12 protein-coding genes are annotated in these 16,230 nt (G+C 67.5%); 6 read left to right on the top strand and 6 right to left on the bottom strand.

Annotation, left to right across the window (positions count from 1 at the left end):
- Window positions 1–50: 50 nt before the first annotated feature.
- From J3E61_RS10575 to J3E61_RS10560, 4 genes are read right to left on the bottom strand one after another with little or no spacing between them, the layout of a single operon-like run.
- Window positions 51–962: a carbohydrate kinase family protein gene (locus J3E61_RS10575; protein WP_210083521.1), complete on the bottom strand. Its 912-nt coding sequence runs from the start codon at window positions 960–962 to the stop codon at window positions 51–53.
- An 11-nt stretch (window positions 963–973) separates the two neighbouring features.
- A complete protein-coding gene (locus tag J3E61_RS10570; protein ID WP_210085500.1) occupies window positions 974–2,797 on the bottom strand; it encodes an ABC transporter ATP-binding protein in 1,824 nt (607 codons plus the stop codon).
- A 22-nt stretch (window positions 2,798–2,819) separates the two neighbouring features.
- Window positions 2,820–3,443: a TetR family transcriptional regulator gene (locus J3E61_RS10565; RefSeq protein ID WP_192725912.1), complete on the bottom strand. Its 624-nt coding sequence runs from the start codon at window positions 3,441–3,443 to the stop codon at window positions 2,820–2,822.
- 28 nt (window positions 3,444–3,471) lie between these two features.
- Window positions 3,472–4,650 (bottom strand): glycoside hydrolase family 3 protein, encoded by a 1,179-nt coding sequence (locus tag J3E61_RS10560; protein ID WP_210083520.1) that lies wholly within the window; start codon window positions 4,648–4,650, stop codon window positions 3,472–3,474.
- 53 nt (window positions 4,651–4,703) lie between these two features.
- Between J3E61_RS10560 and J3E61_RS10555 the strand changes: the two genes are divergently transcribed.
- The 4 genes from J3E61_RS10555 to J3E61_RS10540 are packed head-to-tail and all read left to right on the top strand — an operon-like array spanning window position 4,704 to window position 10,934.
- Window positions 4,704–5,531 carry a patatin-like phospholipase family protein gene (locus tag J3E61_RS10555; protein WP_210083519.1) on the top strand — a complete coding sequence of 276 codons (828 nt, stop codon included), beginning with the start codon at window positions 4,704–4,706 and terminating at the stop codon, window positions 5,529–5,531.
- Complete coding sequence (locus tag J3E61_RS10550) at window positions 5,528–6,469, top strand: 1-acyl-sn-glycerol-3-phosphate acyltransferase (RefSeq protein ID WP_192725154.1); 942 nt, start codon at window positions 5,528–5,530, stop codon at window positions 6,467–6,469. Before J3E61_RS10555 ends, J3E61_RS10550 begins: the two co-directional genes overlap by 4 nt.
- A gap of 36 nt (window positions 6,470–6,505) precedes the next feature.
- Window positions 6,506–6,679 (top strand): DUF2613 domain-containing protein, encoded by a 174-nt coding sequence (locus J3E61_RS10545; RefSeq protein ID WP_015304237.1) that lies wholly within the window; start codon window positions 6,506–6,508, stop codon window positions 6,677–6,679.
- Window position 6,680: 1 nt separating this feature from the next.
- Window positions 6,681–10,934, top strand: a complete 4,254-nt coding sequence (locus J3E61_RS10540; RefSeq protein ID WP_210083518.1) for a DUF3367 domain-containing protein — start codon at window positions 6,681–6,683, stop codon at window positions 10,932–10,934.
- Here J3E61_RS10540 and J3E61_RS10535 read toward each other — a convergent pair.
- A complete protein-coding gene (locus J3E61_RS10535) occupies window positions 10,877–12,523 on the bottom strand; it encodes an acetolactate synthase large subunit (protein ID WP_210083517.1) in 1,647 nt (548 codons plus the stop codon). The genes J3E61_RS10540 and J3E61_RS10535 overlap by 58 nt on opposite strands.
- Before the next feature lie 63 nt (window positions 12,524–12,586).
- Between J3E61_RS10535 and J3E61_RS10530 the strand changes: the two genes are divergently transcribed.
- Both J3E61_RS10530 and J3E61_RS10525 read left to right on the top strand, forming a co-directional pair.
- Window positions 12,587–13,561 (top strand): phosphotriesterase-related protein, encoded by a 975-nt coding sequence (locus J3E61_RS10530; protein ID WP_210083516.1) that lies wholly within the window; start codon window positions 12,587–12,589, stop codon window positions 13,559–13,561.
- Window positions 13,561–15,030 (top strand): AMP-binding protein, encoded by a 1,470-nt coding sequence (locus tag J3E61_RS10525; protein WP_210083515.1) that lies wholly within the window; start codon window positions 13,561–13,563, stop codon window positions 15,028–15,030. Before J3E61_RS10530 ends, J3E61_RS10525 begins: the two co-directional genes overlap by 1 nt.
- Here the strand turns inward: J3E61_RS10525 and J3E61_RS10520 are convergent.
- The gene (locus J3E61_RS10520; protein ID WP_210083514.1) at window positions 14,999–16,168 is read right to left on the bottom strand and encodes an acyltransferase; all 1,170 of its coding nucleotides are present in this window, start codon (window positions 16,166–16,168) and stop codon (window positions 14,999–15,001) included. The genes J3E61_RS10525 and J3E61_RS10520 overlap by 32 nt on opposite strands.
- Window positions 16,169–16,230 lie beyond the last annotated feature (62 nt).

Below are 16,230 nucleotides of genomic sequence, written 5' to 3'. Positions count from 1 at the left end.
CGCCTTCGGCGCATGGGGTATTTGCCCACTATTTACCGACCATCGGCGCACTACGCCAACGCGTCGGCGGCCGCGAGGTCGAAGTCGCCGTAGTCGCTGCCCAGTCCCTGCGCGACGAGTGCGGCTACCGCATTGCCGAGGACCGCAGCATCACGCGGCGACCTGCCGAGCCCCATGCCGTAGACGAATCCGGCGGAGAACGCGTCACCGCATCCGGTCGTGTCCACCACGTCGACGGCGAACGCCGGAACCTCTTGTGCTCCGTCGGCGCTGACGATCAACGCGCCGTCGGCGCCGCACGTGATCGCCAGCAATCCAGCGCCCGCGTCGAGCAGTTTCTGCGAACCTTCGGCAAGATCTGCGGCACCCGTGAAGCCGAGCACCTGATCCTCGTTCGGCAGCAGATAGTCCGTGTATTCCATCGCGGGCGCGATGAGGTCAAAGGTCCCCATGCCGCCCGGTGCGATCAGGTCGACCGAGGTCGTGACGCCGTTTTCCTTGGCGTGCTTGAGGATTCGCGCCGCGAAGTCGGGGCCCAGCATCTCGGTGCCGCCGAGATGGAGGTGATCGGCGGCCGCGATCGCTTCCCAGTCGACGTCGTCGAGGGTGTAGGCGAGGTTGGCCCCGAGCAGGTGCAGTGCAGGCCGCTCCCCGTTCGGTCTGATCGGCAGCACCGACATCGACGTCGGCACATCTGCCTTGCGGACCACCATGCCGGTGTCGATGCCCGCGCGGCCCAACAGCGACAGCAACAGATCGCCCGGCGGGTCAGCGCCGATCGCCCCCGCCGTCCGCACCGTCGCGCCCAGCTTGCCGAACGTCAGCGCCGTCCCCGCAGCCGTGCCCGCCGCCGTCATCCGCATCTGTTCGACAAGTGCCGTGTCCTGCCCCGCCGGAATGTCCGTGACGGGACGGACAAGCACGTCGAGAATGTGGGCTCCCAGGCAGACAACGACGTTCATCGGGCGAGAGCCTAACCGCTCGGATAGACCAGGTTGGGATCGACATTCTGCGCCTCGTACAACCGCTTGTAGAGTCCGCCTTCGGCAATCAGCGTGCGGTGATCACCGACCTGGGCGATGCGGCCGTTCTCCAGCACCAGGATTCGATCCGCCACCGCCGCAATGAAGTCCATGTCGTGGCTGATCACCAAACACGTACGGTCGCGGGCGTAGTCGCGGATAACTGCGGTCAGCCGGGCCCGTTGGTCGGCGTCGAGGTTCTCCGTCGGCTCGTCGAGCAGCAGTACTTCGGGCCTGCGTAACAGGCACCGCGCCAACGCGATCAGTCGCTTCTGGCCACCGGATGGCACCTGGACATCCACGACGGTGTCGTAGCCGTTGTGCATCTTCATCCGGTCGGTGATCACAGTGTGCACGTTCGCCTGCTTGCAGGCTTCCTCGACGTCTGCATCGGAAGCGTCCGGCCGCGCCAGCCGGATGTTCTCGCGGATCGTGTCCTTGGTGAAGAACGGGAATTGCGCGAGTTTGGACACCTGGTCACGCAGCGACGCGATGGTCACCCCGGCAATGTCGTGGCCGTCGAGCAGTATTCGGCCCCGCTGCGGATCGAGGAACCGCAGCATGAGGTTGAACACCGTCGACTTTCCCGACCCGATGCCACCCACCAGTGCCACCGTCTCGCCTTCGGCGATCGAGAACGACAACCCGTCGAGAACCGCTTGCCGATCCGTGTATCCGAACGTCACGTCCTCGAACACCACGTTGCCGTGCACCTCGCCGAGTGCGACGGCGTCGGCGCGGTCCTCAACCGTCGGTCTGGTGTCGAGCAGTTCGTACGTCGACGTAGCGCTCGGCAGCACCGACCGGTAGGTGGTGTATGCACCCATCACCCGTTGCGCCGCACCGAACATCGTCGGAACCATTCCCGCGAACACCATCAGGCTGGCGAACGTCAGACCGAAACTCGAGCTGAACCCGACCCCGACCAGCAACACCACCACCGTGCTGAGTGCTACGAAAATCTGAGACCCGTTCGCGGTGGCCTGCATCCAGACCACGCTCGTCGCGTCGTTCTTCGCCGCGTTCTCCGACGCTTCGCGAAATCGCTTGCTACGAATGGACTGAGCGTTGAACGTCTGGATCTCGGCGATCCCGTTCACCGTCTGCTCGAGTTCGGCGGACATCACGCGGTCGGCGGTTATCACTCGGTGGATCGCTGCCTGAACATGGCGACCGGCGAACCTCAGGGTGAGCAGCGCCAGCGGTGTGAGCGCCAAGGCGGCGATGGTCATCTGCCACGAGAGCGCCACCAGATAAGCGATGGCCGCGACCAATACGACGGCATCGATCAGTGGCGCCAGTAGACAGTCCATCAGAAGACGTTGCACGCCAGCGGATTCCGTCGTCACCCGCGGGATCAGCGCACCGCTGCTCGACCCGCTGAAGAAATCAAGGGACAACGTCTGGATGTGATCGTGCACCCGCTGCCGGATGTCCGTGACGAGCTTCCGTTGGGCCGTCACCCGTACGGACGCGTTGACCAGGTGCATCAACTGTGTGAGCACGAGGGAGACGCCCCATGTCCCCAGCAGCACCCCGAACGGCACCGGGCCGGCCAAGGAGCGGAGCAGCCCGTCCTCACGCGCGACCAGCGGGCCCTGCAAATCCCATACGCCACTGAGATTCCCGCTGGCGCCCGCGTCGGCGACCACCTGCATCATGGGCCCGAAGGCTGCAGCGGTGACGTACGGCAACGCCGAGGCGATCATGCCGAGCAGGACAAGGGCCACGATGAGGCCGCGGACCGAGCGCAACATGGAAAGGCTGCGCCACACCAGACGACCGCTCAATGGAGTATCAGCCGGTGGCCGCTGGGTGTGCAGGCTGATCTGCAGGCGCGCCCTTCAGGCCGCGCCAGAACAGGTTGATCATCAACTCGGCGGCCTCGTCGACGTCGGCGTCCCCGGTGCTGACCCGGGCGGCGACGGCTTCGCCAGCGCCCACAAGGGCGACGGCCATCATGTCGAAATCGGTGTCCGGCTCGGGATGGCGAGTGCCCGACCGCAGCAGCCTGCCGACCAGGTCGATGATCCGCTCGCGACCCTCACGCACTGTGTGCGCGAACGCCTGCGAACTGGTGGCCTGGGTGTAGAGCACCATCCACGACGCCCGGTTCGTGTCAATGTAGGTAAGGAACGCGAGAACAGCGTTGCGCAGCAAGTCTTTTGGGCTCTGCGAGAAGTCGATCTTGCTACGCACGTCGTCGACGAACCGTGTCAGCTCGCGGTCGAGGCACGCGCCGAACAACTCTTCCTTCGAGCCGTAATACAAGTACAGCATCGGTTTGGAGATCTCTGCCTCGGCGGCGATCGCGTCCATCGACGTCTCGTGATAGCCGTTGACAGAGAACATCTGCACCGCGGCGTCGAGCATCTGCTGTTCGCGCACGGCGCGTGGCAAACGCTTGGTGCCTCCGGCCATTGCTCCAGAGTAAGCAATCGGTGACTGATCAGCGGCCGCAGCGGGTATTCGGGCCTTTCACGGCGGCCATTCGCAGTACCGACGTGTCGATCTGCGGCATCGTCAGCTCGCCTGCCGCCAGCGCCTTCTCCAGCCGGTCCAGCACCGCCGGGACCTCGTCGGTGGTCACCCACAACGCGATGTCCGCGCCTGCCTGCAGGCCCCGCAGCGCCGCCTCGGCGACGCCCATCCGGTCGCTGATGGCCTGCATGCTGGACAGGTCGTCGGTGAACACCGGGCCGGTGAAGGCGGGCCCGCCGTAGTCACCCGAACGAAGCAGCGCGTACGCGGCCGGGTTCAGGCTGGCCGGGTCGCTGCCGGTCAGCCCTGGCACCTCGATGTGGCCGACCATCACGCCGACGGGGCCCTGAGTGGTCAGCGTGCGGTACGGGATCAGGTCGTTGGTTTGAAGATCCGCCAGCGGCGGGGTGACAACGCTTCCGGTGTGGGTGTCACCCGAACCGTGGCCGTGGCCGGGGAAGTGCTTGAGCACGGGCAGCAGGCCGGCCTCGCGCAGCCCGCGGGCGTAGGCGCCCGCATAGTCGGTGACGGCCCGCGGGTCTGCACCGAAGGATCGGTCGCCGATCACGGTGTCATCGGGCGCGTCGGTGACGTCGGCGACCGGCGCGAAGTCGATGGTGATGCCGAGCTTGCGCATGGCCTGCCCCCGCGCAAGGGCGATGTTGTACACCTCGTCGGGGGTGTGCGTGGCCGCGAGCACCCGCGGCGACGGCTGGCTGCCGATCAGCGACGCGAGGCGAGAGACGCGGCCGCCTTCCTCATCGACGCTGACCGCAAGCGGCAGCGGACCCTTGTCGGCGATGTCGGCGATGGTGCCATCGGACAGCATCGACAGATCGGTCCAGCTGCCGATGAAGATGCCACCGACGTGGTGGTTTTGCACGACAGCCTTGGCGTCAGCCGCGCCGGTGACTCCGACCATCAGCAGCTGGGCCAGCTTGTCGCGAGTGGTCATGCTGGCCAGCAGCGCAGGTCCGTCACCGCACGCAGGCGCGGCAGGGTCGGCCGCAGGCGCAGGCGCCACGGTCGCAGCCATCGTGGGAGCCGGCGTCTTCGCGGACGGAGTCGGTTGCGGGGCCGGGGACGAACAGGCCGCCAATATCGAAGAAAGCGCCGCCAGAACACACAGTCGACGAGGCAAGGCCATCCCGCCATGCTGTCATGTGCGACCAAACGCCGCGTCGTGGGTATTCCTCCCCCATGGCGTGCCAGGCGTTTGTGCTGGGCGGCGGCGGCCTGCTCGGCGCCGCGGAAGCCGGCATGGCAAGCGCACTCCTCGATGCCGGTGTGCGACCCGACGTGGTGTGCGGCACCTCAGTCGGCGCGATCAACGGCGCAGCACTCGCGGCTGATCCCACCCCCGCAGGCGCCAAGCAGTTGTTGGCGTTCTGGGACGCGCTGCCCAACGAGAGCGCGCTCGACGGTTCGATGCTCCGGCGGTTCGCCGAAGTTGTCCGCCGCAGAACCTCGTTGCACGACAACAACGAGCTTCGACGGATGTTGCGCGCGTGGCTGCCCGTGCAGACCTTCGAAGAACTCGCGGTGCCGTTCGAGTGCGTAGCGGCCAGCATCGAGCAGGCCCGTGAGCACTGGTTCAACTCCGGGGAACTGATCGAGCCCGTTCTCGCATCGTGTGCGCTGCCCGGCGTTTTCCCGCCGGTGCGGATCGGCGACGAGCACTTCTTCGACGGCGGCCTCGTCAACAGCATTCCGCTGGACCGGGCCGTGCGGCACGGCGCCGACACGATCTGGGTGCTGCACGTCGGGCGCCTCGAGGAGGAACTCGCACCGCCACGCTTTCTATGGGAGGTCGGGTTCACCGCGTTCGAGATATCGCGCAGGCACCGCTTCCACAGCGATCTCGAGCGGGTCGGGCCGGAGGTGGCCGTCCATGTGTTGCCGAGCGGACTGCCGCAGCGACCGGCGTCGACCTGGTCGAACCTGCGTTACCGCGACACCCGCCGCATCGCGCGGCGGGCCGAACTCGCTTACGAAGCGACCCGCGAGTATCTGGAGGCGCTGCCGTGAAACTGCTGCGCCGAGCCGTGACGGTGCCGGTGGCGACCGCCGCGATGATCGGCATCCTCGTGGTCTGGCCGCTGCTGCTCGCCATCGGTGGCGTCGCTGGACTGATCGCTCGGTCGACCCTGCCGGTGCGAACTCTCGGCGTGCTGATGGCATATGCGCTGCTGGAACTTCGGGCGCTGTGGCAGCTGCTGCGCGGCGGTCAGGACTGCGACCGGTTCGTCCGCGATGTCCTGGACAGGGCCCACACCGTCGGGCGCCGCACGCTGGATCTCGACGTGCAACTCGACGACGCCTCACCGACGCCGGAGCAGATCCCGCGCGACGAGCCGCTGATCGTGCTGTCGCGGCACTGCGGGCCGGGGGACACCCTGCTGGTGGCCTGGTTGCTCAACATTTACTACGGCCTGCGCTTGCGCATCGTGCTCAAGGCGCTGCTGCGATGCGAGCCCGTTCTCGATCTCGTCGGCGACATGGGCTGCCTGTGTTTTCTGCGTCATCGAGGCAACAAGGCGCGCAAGCAAATTCGCGATCTTGCCGGTTCGATGGTCGGCGGGCAGGCGCTACTGCTGTTCCCCGAGGGCGGGAACTTCACCTGGGCACGGTGGCGCGAGGCGATCGTGCGGCTTCGCTCGACCGGCAGGATGCGAGAGGCGCGTCGGGCATGGCGTCAGACGCACACGCTGCCCCCGCGCACGGGTGGCACCGCCGCGGCGTTGTCCGGAGCGCCGCACGCCAATGTCCTCGTGCTCACGCACACGGGATTCTCGCCCGACGGGCGCGCCCGCGTGTGGTGGCAGCTTCCGATGAACAGACGGTTGTTGGTCCGCACTGTTCTGGTCCCCTCCGACGAGCTTCCGCCACCCGATCAGTTGGCTCCGTGGCTCGAGCAGACGTGGAGCCGGGTGGACGCCTGGGTGGCCGGCCACGTCACGGGCTAGCAGCAGCTGAACGGTCGGCTCTGCTACCTTGGCCGCATGGATCGGTTCATCGTTCCCGCCGCGGCCAGCATCGTTGTCGGCCTGCTGCTGGGAGCGGCCGCCGTGTTCGGTGTGACGCTGATGGTGCAGCAGGACAACAAGCCCGCGGTGGCCCCGGGTGATCCGGCGTCATCGGTGCTCAACAGGGTCGAGTACGGCGACAGAACATAGCGTGACCGCGCCGCTGCAGCGGCGCTGGCTGTGGTTGGCCGCGGCGGCGGCACTGATCCTGACCTTCGCCCAGTCGCCCGGAAAGATCTCGCCCGACACCAAGCTCGACCTCACCGCGAATCCGCTGCGCTTTCTGGCCCGCGCCTTCAATCTGTGGAACAGCGAGCTGCCGTTCGGGCAGGCGCAGAACCAGGCCTACGGCTACCTGTTCCCGCACGGGGCGTTCTTCCTTGCCGGCGATTTTCTCGGTCTCCCCGGCTGGGTGACGCAGCGGCTGTGGTGGGCGCTGCTGCTCACGGTCGGCTTCTGGGGCCTGCTGCGGGTCGCCGAGGCCTTGAACATCGGCAGCCCGACGTCGCGGGTGATCGCCGCGGCGGCGTTCGCACTGTCACCGCGGGTGCTGACCACCCTCGGCGCGATCTCCTCGGAGACGCTGCCGATGATGCTGGCGCCGTGGGTGCTGCTGCCGGTGATCCTCGCTCTGCGAGGGGACCCGCGGGTGCGGGTGCTGGCGGCCCGGTCGGCAGTGGCGATCGCTTTGATGGGTGCGGTCAACGCGGTGGCCACGCTGACCGCCTGCCTGGCCGCCGCGATCTGGCTGCTGTGTCATCGGCCGAACCGCTTGTGGTGGCGCTTCACCGCGTGGTGGGCGATCTGCATCGTGTTGGCGGTGCTGTGGTGGGTGGTCGCGCTGGTCATGCTCGGCCGGATCAGCCCGCCGTTCCTCGACTTCATCGAGTCCTCAGGCGTGACAACGCAATGGATGTCGCTGACAGAGATGCTGCGTGGCACCGATGCGTGGACGCCGTTCGTCGCGCCGGCAGCGACGGCAGGGGCTTCGCTGGTGACGGGGTCGGTCGCGGTGTTGGCGACGACGTTGGTCGCAGCGGCCGGCCTCGCCGGGCTGGCGATGCGGACGATGCCCTCGCGCGGCCGGCTGATCGTGATCCTGCTGACCGGTGTCGTTCTGCTTGCCGTTGGCTATTCGGGCGGGCTGGGCTCGCCTGTCGCGCAGCATGTTCAAGCGTTCCTGGACGCCGGCGGCACGCCGCTGCGCAACATGCACAAGCTGGAGCCGCTGCTTCGGCTGCCGCTCGCGCTCGGGCTGGCGCACCTGCTTGGCCGAATCCCGTTGCCCGGCAGCGCACCTCGACGCGAGTGGCTCCACGCGTTCGCGCATCCGGAACGCGACAAACGGGTGGCGGTCGGCATCGTGGTGCTGGCGGCGTTGGCCGCAGCCACATCGCTGGCCTGGACAGGTAGGCTCACACCGCCAGGGTCCTTCGACGCGATCCCGCAGTACTGGCACGACACCGCCGACTGGCTCGACGAACACAACTCCGACGGCGGGCGGGTGCTGGTGGCGCCCGGCGCGCCGTTCGCCACCCAGGTGTGGGGCAACAGCCACGACGAACCGCTGCAGGTGCTCGGCGGCAGCCCATGGGGGGTGCGCGACTCGATTCCGCTGACCCCGCCGGAGACCATCCGCGCGCTCGACTCGGTGCAGCGGCTGTTCGCGGCCGGCCGGCCGTCGGCAGGTCTCGCTGATACCCTTGCCCGCCAGGGTATTTCGTACGTCGTGGTGCGCAACGACCTGGATCCAGACGCGTCACGATCGGCGCGACCGCTTCTGGTGCACCGGGCGATCGAAGGTTCGCCGGGTCTGACGCGGGTGGCGCAGTTCGGCGAACCCGTCGGCGCGGGCACGCTTGCCGGCTTCGTCTCCGACAGTGGGTTGCGGCCGCGTTTCCCCGCGGTGCAGATCTACCGCGTCGACGGCTCACCTGGCATGCATCCCTACCTCGTCGACACCGATGCGATGGCCCGGGTAGACGGTGGTCCCGAGGCGCTGCTGCGCCTCGACGAGCGCCGCAGACTGCTGGGTCAGCGGCCGCTCGGACCGATGCTGCTGACCGGCGACGCGCACCGCGCGGGCCTGGCGGCACCCCAAGTGACGGTGACGGATACGCCGCTGGCGCGCGAGACGGACTACGGCCGCGTCGATGACCACTCGTCGGCGGTCAGGACCCGCGATGATCAGCGGCACACGTTCAACCGGGTGCCCGACTATCCCGTCAACGGCGCCGACACGGTCTACGGGCAGTGGAACGGCGGCCGTGTCACGGTGTCCAGCTCGGCCGCGGATTCGACTGCGCTGCCCTATGTTTCGCCTGCGACCGGGCCTGCCGCCGCCATCGACGTCGATCCTTCGACGAGTTGGGTGTCCAATGCCCTGCAGGCAGCCGTCGGCCAATGGCTGCAGGTCGACTTCGATCATCCCGTCACCAACGCCACACTGACCATCACGCCGAGCGCCACCGCCGTCGGCGCTCAGGTTCGCCGCATCGAGGTGTCGACCGTCAACGGCACCAGCACGTTGCGCTTCGACCAGGCGGGCAAGCCGCTGACGATCGCGCTGCCCTACGGCGAGACGCCGTGGGTGCGGATCACCGCGGTCGCCACCGACGACGGGTCGGCAGGGGTGCAGTTCGGCGTCACCGACTTCGCCGTCACACAGTACGACGCGAAGGGCTTCGCTCATCCGGTCAACCTGCGTCACACCGTCGTCGTCCCTGCGCCACCTCCGAATTCAGCTGTCGCGCAATGGGATCTGGGCTCCGACCTGCTGGGCAGGCAAGGTTGCGCGCAAGCGCCCGACGGCACCCGGTGCGCAGCGTCGATGGCACTGTCGCCCGAGGAGCCGGTGAACATGAGCCGGACGTTGACCGTCCCTTCACCGACGGAGGTGACACCGACGGTGTGGGTGCGTGCCCGCCAAGGCCCGAATCTTGCCGACCTGGTCAGCGAGCCTGGCACGACGCGGGCACTCGGTGGTGCAGACCCGATCGATGTGCTCGGTTCGGCCTACGCCGCTGCGGACGGCGATCCCGGCACCGCATGGACCGCGCCGCAGAGCGTCGTGCAGTACCGGACGCCGCCGACGCTGACGTTGAAATTGCCCGCCCGTACCGAGGTGGCCGGACTCCGTGTCACACCGAGTTCCTCTGTGCTGCCGGCACATCCGACGATGATCGCGGTCGATCTCGGGGCGGGACCCGAGGTGCGCAGATTGGCGGCCGACGGTGGGACGCAGACGGTCAGCCTGCGCCCGGTCGTCACCGACACCGTGAAGGTGTCGCTGCTGAGTTGGAACGACGTGATCGACCGCACCGCGCTTGGCTTCGATCAGCTCAAGCCGCCCGGACTGGCCGAGGTCACTGCGCTCGACGCCAGGGGTGCGCCGATCGCGGCCGCCGACGCTGCGCGCAACCGCGCCAGGACCGTCGACCTGCCCTGCGGCAAGGGGCCGATCATCGGCGTGGCCGGGCAGTTCATCCAGACCTCTGTCACCACCACCGTCGGTGCGCTGCTCGACGGCGAACCCGTCGCCGCCAAGCCGTGCCGGTCCGGGCCGATCACACTGCCCGCCGGTCAGCAGGAACTGTTGGTCAGCCCCGGCGCGGCGTTCGTGGTCGACGGCGTGCAACTGGCAGGCCCGCAGGCAAACCAACTACGCACGGCTGCAACGGTTCCCGCCACGGTGGGTCGTTGGACCGCAGACCACCGCGAGGTGACGGTCGCGCCCGCGCAGGCGGCGCGGGTGCTGGTGGTGCCCGAGAGCATCAATCCGGGCTGGACCGCGCGCACCGCCGACGGGTCCACACTGAGGCCGGTCACGGTCAACGGATGGCAGCAGGGTTGGGTGCTGCCAGCGGGCACCGCCGGAGCGATCACGCTGTCCTTCGCATCCAACACGCCGTATCGGGCGGGCCTGATCGGCGGGCTGGCGCTGCTGCCGCTTCTTGCGCTGCTGGCCTTCCTGCCGGTCCGGCGTCCCCGTCCGGTGGACCCGGCGCCGCAGCCGTGGCGGCCTGGACGGGTGGTGACGAGCGTCGCCGCGGTGGCGGTCGCAGCGGTGATATCGGGGTTCGTGGGCGCAGTCGTCGCCGGTGCGGCACTCGGCATCCGTTATCTGCTGCGTAGACGCGAAAGGCTTTGTGAGGCAGTCACAGTCGGCGTCGCAGCAGGCGGGCTGATCAGCGCGGGCGCGGTGTTGAGTCAGAACCCGTGGCGGTCGGTCGAGGGCTACGTCGGCCACTCGTGGGGTGTTCAGCTGCTGGCGCTGGCGTCGGTGGCGATGCTGGCGGCGTCGACAGTGCCGATTGCGCGACGCCCGGAAGGCGACGCCTCCGACGATCAGAGCGTTTCGTCCAACTGGCCGAGCGTGTCGGTCAGTCGCAGGTTCTCCGAATAGTCGACCGGACACGCGATCAGCGAAACCCCGTCGTCGTCTAGCGCCTTCTTCAGGGTGGGCAGCAGCTGATCGGCCGCCGTGATTCGATATCCTTTCGCGCCAAAGCTTTCGGCGTAGGTGACGATGTCGGGGTTGGTGAACTTGATGTAGTGATGCTCGCCCAACTCGAGGTCCATCTTCCATTCGATCAACCCGTAGCCGCCGTCCTCCCAGACGAGCACGACCAGCGGGATCCGCTCGCGCACCGCGGTCTCGATCTCCTGCGAGTTCATCAGGAATGCGCCGTCGCCGACCACGGCGAGCACCTTGACGTCGGGCTTGGCGAGCTTCACGCCGATTGCACCCGGTAGCGCAAAGGCCATGGTGGACAAGCCATTCGAAACCAGGCAGGTATTGCGCTCATATGTCGGGTACAGCCGCGCCATCCACATCTTCGTGGCGCCGGTGTCGACCAGCACGACATCGCTACGCCCGAGCGCGGCACGGATGTCGGCAACAATTCGCTGCGGTGCCAGCGGAAAGCGGATGTCCCGCTGTCCACGCGCGAATTCGTCGGCGAGCAGGCCGCCGCCCGGTGCCGGGCCCTCGTTGTCGAACCGGTGTCCGGCCAGTGCGTCGGTCAGCGCGTCCAGCGACTCGCCGATGTCTCCGATGATGCCGACGGACACCGGGTAGTGCATGTCGACCTCGGCCGGGAATCGATGGATGTGGATGATCTCCTTGTCGCCGTCGGGGTTGATCCTGACCGGATCGAATTCCTGTAGCTCGTATCCGACCGCGATCACGACGTCGGCGGTCTCGAATCCGAAGTTGACGTAGTCACGGCGCATGAAGCCCAGGGTGCCGATGCTGTTGGGGTGGTCGTCCGGCATCACGCCCTTGCCGTGGAAGGTGTTCGCCACCTGGACACCGAGTTCGTCGGAGAACCGGACCAGCGCAGCAGTCGCGTCGCCGCGCGCGGCACCGTGTCCTGCCAGCACGACCGGCCGCTTGGCGTTGCGCAGCACCTCGACCGCGCGCGCCACCTGGCTGGGTGACGGCGCTTCGGCTCGAACAACGTTGCGCGGCAATGGGTTCAGGTCATAGTCCGCTTCGTCGGCGTCGATGTGTTCTGGCACGGCGAGATAGACAGCGGCGGGTCGTTCGGTCTCGGCGACCTTGAACGCCTTGCGGATCATCTCGGGTATCGCCCGTGACGTCGGGACGCCGTCGGACCATCGGGTGATCGGGGCGAACATCGACACCAGGTCGACGTATTGGTGCGACTCCTTGTACTCGCGGTCCTGGCCGACCTGAGCGGATATCGCGACCAGCGGGGTGCTGTTCGTCGTGGCGTCGGCGACACCCAACTGCATATTGATGGCGCCGGGACCAAGCGTCGCCGAAACCACGGCGGCCCGCCCCGTGACGCGGCCGTACATCTCGGCCATGAACGCCGCGCCCTGCTCGTGGCGGGTCAAGATGTAGCGAATCGGTGACGCGGCCAGGGCCTGGATGAAGCGGATGTTCTCCTCTCCCGGCAGTCCGAAGACGACTGAGACGCCCTCGTTTTCCAGGCATTTGACCATCAACTGGGCTGCTGTCGGCATGTGGCACCTCCATTCGCCACGATAGCGGCGCGGCGAAATCGCGACCCACCTAGCATCGGTCGAGTGCCCAACCTGAACACCGCGCGGGGAGCAATCGACACCGCAGACCTAGGCGCGACATTGATGCACGAGCACGTCTTCATCTTGTCCCCCGACATCACCGCCAACTATCCCGAGGTCTGGGGAGACGAGGCCCAGCGCGAAGCCGACGCGATAACCCGACTCAACGAGCTGAAGTCCCGCGGTGTCGACACCATCGTCGACCTCACGGTGATCGGGATGGGCCGCTACATCCCGCGGGTCGCGCGGGTGGCGGCGGCCACCGAGATCAACATCGTGGTGGCCACGGGGATCTACACCTACAACGACGTGCCGATGTACTTCCACTTCACCGGTCCGGGCGGCGCACTCGGCGACAGCGAACCGATGGTCGACATGTTCGTCCGCGACATCGAACACGGCATCGCCGACACCGGCGTCAAGGCCGGAATCCTCAAGTGCGCGACCGACGAACCCGGCGTCACCCCCGGCGTGGAGCGTGTGCTGCGGGCCGTTGCCAAGGCGCATCGTCTCACCGGTGTGCCCATCTCCACCCATACCCACGCGGCCACCCGACGCGGTCTCGAGCAGCAACGCATCTTCGCCGAAGAAGGGGTGGACCTGTCCCGCGTCGTGATCGGACACTCCGGCGACACCACCGACCTGGACTACCTCGAGGAGCTCATCGGCAACGGCTCCTACATCGGGATGGACCGGTTCGGCGTCGACGTCTTTTTGCCATTCGAGGACCGGGTGAACACCGTTGCCCAGATGTGTGAGCGCGGCCATGCCGACAAGATGGTGCTGTCGCACGATGCCGCCTGCTTCATGGACTGGGTGCCAGAAGAACTGTTGCCTGCGTTGCCGAACTGGCACTACCTGCACATCCACAACGACGTGATCCCCGCGCTGAAGGAGCGCGGGGTCACCGACGAGCAACTGACCACGATGCTGGTCGACAACCCGCGCAGGATCTTCGAGACCCAGGGCGGCTACTGATGACGGCGCCGATTCCGCCGATCGGCGCGGAGTTCTCCCGGCTGGCCGGACTTTCGCCCGACGAGCCCGCGGTCACCTGCGGGGGGCGAACGCTGACCCGCGGTGAACTCGACAAGTCCACCAACCGGCTGGCCCGCGCATACGCCGAACTCGGCGTGCGCCAAGGCGACTACGTGACGATCGTGCTGCCGAACTCGATCGAATGGATCCAGGCTGCGCTGGCCGCGTGGAAGCTCGGGGCGGTGCCCCAGCCGCTGTCGCCCCGACTGCCCGACGCTGAATTCGAGGGCCTGCTCGACCTGAAACCGCGGGCGTTGCTCGTCGGCCGCGACGACCCCCGTGGCGTGATCCCCAGCGTGCCAGGCGATTTCGTCGGCGACACCAATTTGTCCGATGCTGCGTTGCCCGCAGCCGTTTCGCCGAGTTGGAAGGCGCTCGGGTCGGGTGGCAGCACCGGCCGGCCCAAGCTGATCGAGGCGGGCGGCGACAGTCGCTTCCCTGGCGCGCTCGCCGGTTACGGCATGGGTGCCGCCGACGGTGACACTCAACTGATCGCAGTGCCGTTGAGCCACAACACCGGAATGACGACAGCGACGATCGGCTTGTTGATGCGGCACCATCTCGTGATGATGCCGCGCTTCGACGCCGCCGAGTTTCTGCGGCTGATCGGCGAACACCGGGTCAGCTTCATGGTGGTGGTTCCGACGATCATGCAGCGACTGTTGCCGGTGTATCGGGCCGCCCCGGATTCCTACGACCTGTCGTCGGTGCGTCGGCTGTGGCACGTCGGGGCGGCGTGTCCGCCTGCGGTCAAGGAAGCGTGGATCGAGATCCTCGGCCCGGAAGCGGTATGGGAGCTCTACGGCGGCACCGAACTTCAGGCGTTGACGTTCGTGAGCGGCACCCAATGGCTGGAGCATCGCGGCTCGGTCGGGGTTGTCGTCGCCGGTGAGATGAAAGTGCTCGACGACAACGGCGACGAATGCCCGCCCGGCGTGGTCGGTGAGATCTACATGCGGCCGGCGCCGGGTAGCGCGCCGACGTACCGCTACATCGGCGCGAATGCGAAAAGCCGCGACGGCTGGGACTCGCTGGGCGATCTCGGCTACTTCGACGAGGACGGCTTTCTCTATCTCAACGACCGGCGGGTGGACATGTTCACCGTCGGCGGCCGCAACGTCTACCCCGCCGAGATCGAGTCGGCACTGTCGGCTCATCCGAATGTGTTGTCGTGCTTGGCTGTTGGTGTCCCCGACGACGACCTCGGCCAGGTGCCGTACGTGATCGTGCAGGCCGACGGGCTGGACGAGGCGGACGTCATCGCATTCCTGTCCGAGCGCATCGCGCCCTACAAGGTGCCCCGCACGGTGGAGTTCAGCGATACACCGTTGCGCGACGACGCGGGCAAAGCCCGTCGGTCGGCGGTGCGTGACGCAATTATCGCGCGACGGGCTCAGGCAGGTTCCTGACCGCACTGTCAAGCGGCGGCACAGGACGTTCTTTGCGAAATTCCCAGCGCCGCAATGCCACTCGGCATGGTGACTCGATCAGCGCGTAGCTGACCGCCGCGATCGCAAACCCGAACAATACGGTCAGCACAAACACCACAGGCATATGCCCGTTGAACATGAACTCACCGATCAAGGGGAACACCATGGCCAGCGCGGCCAGGTGCCAAATGAACAGCCCGTAAGACCAGCGGCCCAAGGTGACCATCGTCGTGCTGCCCAGCAGTCGGTGCTCAGTGTCCGGGCGGTCCAGCACCAGCGGGGCGACCAGCGCCCCCGCGACGACCGCCCCCGTCGCGATCTTCACAATGAATTGGCTGACCGTGCCTGGCGTCAGGCCCTCTGGGCCCGCCAATGGCGAGGCGCCGACCAGGAACGCGGCCCCCGCGATACCCGCCATCAGCACCCGGCGTCGTGCGAGTCGATGAAACCGGCCGACCTCGGAAACGGTCAACTCGGCCAACAACATCCCCGCGGCGAACCACGAGAAGAACGCGGGCGGCCAGTTCAGAGGATTGACGCCGAACGGCGCGGGGATAGGGAGCAGCGCCCACCCGAGACTGGCCACCGCCGCCGCCGCGATCAGGGGGATACGGGCGCGCACCGGCAGTCGTCGCGCCAGCAGTGCCAGGAACGGCAGCGCCAGGTAGAACGCGACCTCGACGGAAAGGCTCCACATCTGGGTCAGCCCTGGCGTCAGCGTCAGCGGCACGTAGACCTGGGTCAGCGACAGGTTCGCCAGCCACACCGTCAGGTCGGCCTGCGCTTCGGGCAGCAGCGTCAAAATCACCACGACCGCAACCAGGTAGCCGGGCATGATCCGGACGATGCGGGACCGCAGGTAGTGGCCGGTCGGCGGGCGTGACCGCAGACCGCGCGCTGCGGCGGCGTGGCCGCGCCACAGCAGAAAGCCCGACAGCGCGAAGAACACCGCGACCGCCAGGTCGAACCGGCCGAACAGCCGGCCCGAGATGCCCCCGGTGTGCGCCGTCTGAAATGCGACGTGAGTGACGACGACGCCCACAGCGGCGCAGGCACGCATCCCCTCGAGGGCAGGCAGGAACGAGCGCGTCCCGCCGACAGCAGAGGATTGGGCCACGACGACCAGTGTGCCGTGCTGGTCGACCGGCAGGAAAACGGGTAGTCAAGCGGCCATCGGCG

This window comes from Mycobacterium sp. OAE908 (genome assembly GCF_017872775.1).
In the GTDB taxonomy this organism is placed as follows: Bacteria; Actinomycetota; Actinomycetes; order Mycobacteriales; family Mycobacteriaceae; genus Mycobacterium.
This window is presented reverse-complemented; position numbering and strand designations above follow the sequence as displayed.

Bases quoted from the DNA above. Each gene is read 5' to 3' on its own strand.
- J3E61_RS10575 (WP_210083521.1), bottom strand. From the start codon at position 962: ATGAACGTCGTTGTCTGCCTGGGAGCCCACATTCTCGACGTGCTTGTC.
- J3E61_RS10565 (WP_192725912.1), bottom strand. From the start codon at position 3,443: ATGGCCGGAGGCACCAAGCGTTTGCCACGCGCCGTGCGCGAACAGCAG.
- J3E61_RS10560 (WP_210083520.1), bottom strand. From the start codon at position 4,650: ATGGCCTTGCCTCGTCGACTGTGTGTTCTGGCGGCGCTTTCTTCGATA.
- J3E61_RS10555 (WP_210083519.1), top strand. From the start codon at position 4,704: ATGGCGTGCCAGGCGTTTGTGCTGGGCGGCGGCGGCCTGCTCGGCGCC.
- J3E61_RS10545 (WP_015304237.1), top strand. From the start codon at position 6,506: ATGGATCGGTTCATCGTTCCCGCCGCGGCCAGCATCGTTGTCGGCCTG.
- J3E61_RS10535 (WP_210083517.1), bottom strand. From the start codon at position 12,523: ATGCCGACAGCAGCCCAGTTGATGGTCAAATGCCTGGAAAACGAGGGC.
- J3E61_RS10525 (WP_210083515.1), top strand. From the start codon at position 13,561: ATGACGGCGCCGATTCCGCCGATCGGCGCGGAGTTCTCCCGGCTGGCC.